Origin of the sequence: Polaromonas sp., assembly GCF_043778355.1 — a bacterium.
GTDB lineage: Bacteria > Pseudomonadota > Gammaproteobacteria > Burkholderiales > Burkholderiaceae_C > Polaromonas.
The window spans coordinates 1-3229 of the sequence record NZ_JAYWHI010000060.1 but is presented as its reverse complement, the minus strand read 5'-3'; the positions used below and the strand labels follow the sequence as shown (position 1 = coordinate 3229).

The following is a 3229-nucleotide window of genomic DNA, read 5'->3' as shown; positions in this document are numbered from 1 at the left end:
GGGAAAAAGGCATGGGTGCCAAGATCGAAAAAGCCATTCGCGATTCCGACCTCGGCCTCAACCCTGCCACCCAGGGCGACCTGATCCGCGTGCCGATGCCGGCCATGACCGAAGAGCGTCGCAAGGAACTGACCAAAGTCGTTCGGGGCGAGGGCGAACACGCCAAGGTCGCCATCCGCAACCTGCGCCGCGACGCCAACGATGGCGTCAAGAAGCTCGTCAAGGACAAGCTGGCCTCGGAGGACGACGAGCGCCGCGCCCATGACGATGTGCAGAAGTCCACCGACCGTTTCATTGCCGATGTCGACAAGCTGGTCGCCGCCAAGGAACAAGACATCATGGCGGTCTGATCTGCGCTCAGGCGCTGACTGCTGACATGGCCCCACCCATTCCGACCCCGGTTCCCCACCACGTTGCCATCGTGATGGATGGCAATGGCCGCTGGGCAGGCAAACGCTTCCTGCCTCGAGTGGCCGGCCACCAGCAGGGCGTGGGCGCCCTGAGCCGTTGTGTCAAGGCCTGCATGGCGCGCGGTATTTGCGTGTTGACCGTGTTTGCGTTTTCATCTGAAAACTGGAACCGTCCGGCCGAGGAGGTCTCTGGCCTGATGGAGCTGCTGGCGCTGTCGCTGGCGCGCGAGGTGCCATCACTGAAGGCCAACGGCGTGCAATTGCATTTTGTGGGCGAGCGCCAGCAACTGTCGGACAAGGTCAGGGTCGGTCTGGCCCAGGCCGAGGCGGCGACGGGTGACAACAACCGGCTGATCCTCAACGTGTGTTTCAACTACGGCGGCCGCTGGGACATTGCCCAAGCCGCCCGCAAGCTGGCCGCAAGCGGCCAGGACATCACCGAGATGGCGCTGGACCGCGCGATGGCGCTGGCCCATGTGCCCGACCCGGACCTGGTGATACGTACCGGCGGCGAGATGCGCATCAGCAACTTCCTGCTCTGGCAGGCGGCGTATTCCGAACTGCATTTCTCCGACAAACTCTGGCCTGACTTCGACGAGGCTGCATTGGATGAGGCGATCGCGGTCTATGCCAGCCGCGAACGTCGCTTCGGCAAGACCTCCGGCCAGCTCGCCCCCGGCTCCCCAAAATCCACCGTGAAGGCCGCCTGATGCTCAAGCAACGCGTGATCACCGCCATCGTGCTGCTGGCCATTTTGTTGCCGGCACTGTTTTACCCGACACCCATTCCGTTTTCTGTCCTCGCCGTGCTGCTGATTGCCGCTGGCGCCTGGGAGTGGGGGCGCCTCAACGGCTACGGCCCCATCGCCTCGTTGGTGGCCGGATTCGTCTGCGTCGTGTTGTGTGCCATGGCTTGGGACCTCGGCATGCTCGATCGGCCGCTGCCGCTGCTGTGGCGGCTGGCAGGCGCGGCCTGGGTGCTGGTCGGCGCCTGGCTGCTGCGCAGCGGGGTCGCCGGCTGGCCGCGCATTCCGCGGCTCGTACGTCTGGTGGTGGGCGTGCTGGCGCTGTGGCTTGCCTGGTTGGCAGTGGCGCAGGCGCGTTTTATTGGCATCGAATTCCTGCTGTCGCTGCTGCTGCTGGTTTGGGTCGCCGATATCGGTGCCTATTTCGCTGGCAAGGGTCTGGGCGGGCGTTTCAGCAAAGGAAAGCTGGCGCCGGCCATCAGCCCTGGCAAAAGCTGGGAGGGTGTCTGGGGCGGCATGGTAGGCGTGATGGTGCTTTGCATTGCCTGGGTGATGCTGGACAGCACCGGGAACAGCCTGTATGCGCGCCTGGCCTCACAGTACGGCCTGCCGGTGACCTTGCTGGCCATGATTTTTCTGGCTGCCTTTAGCGTGGTCGGTGACCTGGTCGAATCCCTGGTCAAGCGCAGCGCCGGTGCCAAGGATTCCAGCGGTCTGTTGCCCGGACACGGCGGTGTGCTGGACCGGGTCGATGCGCTGGTACCCGTGCTCCCGCTGGCCCTGATGCTTGTAACGGTCTGATCCGGTTCCCATGACACTGCAGAAACAGCGCGTCACCGTTCTCGGCTCGACCGGCTCGGTCGGCATCAACACCCTGGATGTGATCGCCGGTCACCCGGACCGCTTCGAGGTATTTGCCCTCAGCGCCTCCACACAAACCGACCTCATGCTGGCGCAGTGTTTGCGTTTTCGCCCCGCCTACGCCGTGATGGCCAATTCTGCGCACGGCCGCGACCTCGCCGAAAAATTGAAGGCAAATGGACTGTCGACCCATGTCCTGATTGAGAGTAATGCTCTCGAAACCATAGCATCTGACGAGCGTGTGGATACCGTGATGGCGGCCATTGTGGGCGCAGCGGGCCTGGGTGCCTGCATGGCGGCCGCACGTGCGGGCAAGCGGCTGTTGCTGGCCAACAAGGAGGCCCTGGTCGTCGGCGGCGAGGTTTTCATGCAGGCCGTGCGCGAGGGCGGCGCCCAGTTGCTGCCCATCGACAGCGAACACTCCGCCATTTTTCAGTCCCTGCCCGAAGATCCGGCAGTCTGGGCCGAGCGCATCGACAAGATCATCCTGACCGCTTCCGGCGGGCCGTTTCGCACCCGCGCACCGGCCAGCCTGCGCGACGTCACGCCCGAACAAGCCTGCGCCCACCCGAACTGGGTGATGGGGCGGAAAATTTCGGTGGATTCGGCCACCATGATGAACAAGGCGCTGGAAGTGATCGAGGCGCGTTACCTGTTCGGTCTGGCACCGGAACAGATCGAGGTGGTGATTCATCCGCAAAGCATCATCCATTCGATGGTGCAGTACCGCGATACCTCGGTGGTGGCCCAGCTTGGCACCCCCGACATGCGGGTGCCGATTGCCTATGGCCTGGCCTGGCCAGGACGTATCCGCTCGGGCGCGCGGGCGCTTGACTTTCGGGCACTGGCCACCATGACTTTTTCGGTGCCGGATGACGACCTGTTTCCCGGACTGCCCCTTGCCTGGGAGGTGCTCGGCGCGCCTGCCGGCAGCACGGCAGTGCTCAATGCGGCCAATGAAGTGGCGGTCGCCGCCTTCCTCGAAAAACGGATACGCTTTGACCAGATTCACGCCGTGAACCGCGCGACCCTGGACGCAGTTTCTGCGCCCGTTATTGGCGGTATCGGCGATTTGCTGGAACTGGACGGGAAGTCGCGCGCGGTGGCGACTGGCCTGGCTGCAAAACTGACCCTCTGACCGGAGTATTGCCATGCTGACCTTGGTCGCCTTTGTTGTTGCACTCGGCATCCTGATTGCCATCCATGAGTACGG

Annotated in this window: 4 protein-coding genes; all 4 read left to right on the top strand. The window is 63.9% G+C overall.

Annotated elements, in window-relative coordinates; translation table 11 throughout:
* On the top strand, nt 1-350 hold a 350-nt coding region (locus ACH2CW_RS09470; protein ID WP_395057434.1), incomplete at its 5' end, for a ribosome-recycling factor.
* 26 nt (nt 351-376) lie between these two features.
* Nucleotides 377-1120, top strand: a complete 744-nt coding sequence (gene uppS, locus ACH2CW_RS09465; protein WP_395057432.1) for a polyprenyl diphosphate synthase — start codon at nt 377-379, stop codon at nt 1118-1120.
* A complete protein-coding gene (locus ACH2CW_RS09460; protein ID WP_395057430.1) occupies nt 1120-1956 on the top strand; it encodes a phosphatidate cytidylyltransferase in 837 nt (278 codons plus the stop codon). Before uppS ends, ACH2CW_RS09460 begins: the two co-directional genes overlap by 1 nt.
* A 10-nt stretch (nt 1957-1966) precedes the next feature.
* The gene (dxr, locus tag ACH2CW_RS09455) at nt 1967-3154 is read left to right on the top strand and encodes a 1-deoxy-D-xylulose-5-phosphate reductoisomerase (protein WP_395057428.1); all 1188 of its coding nucleotides are present in this window, start codon (nt 1967-1969) and stop codon (nt 3152-3154) included.
* Nucleotides 3155-3229: the final 75 nt, after the last annotated feature.

Bases quoted from the DNA above. Each gene is read 5' to 3' on its own strand.
- uppS (WP_395057432.1), top strand. From the start codon at position 377: ATGGCCCCACCCATTCCGACCCCGGTTCCCCACCACGTTGCCATCGTG.
- ACH2CW_RS09460 (WP_395057430.1), top strand. From the start codon at position 1,120: ATGCTCAAGCAACGCGTGATCACCGCCATCGTGCTGCTGGCCATTTTG.
- dxr (WP_395057428.1), top strand. From the start codon at position 1,967: ATGACACTGCAGAAACAGCGCGTCACCGTTCTCGGCTCGACCGGCTCG.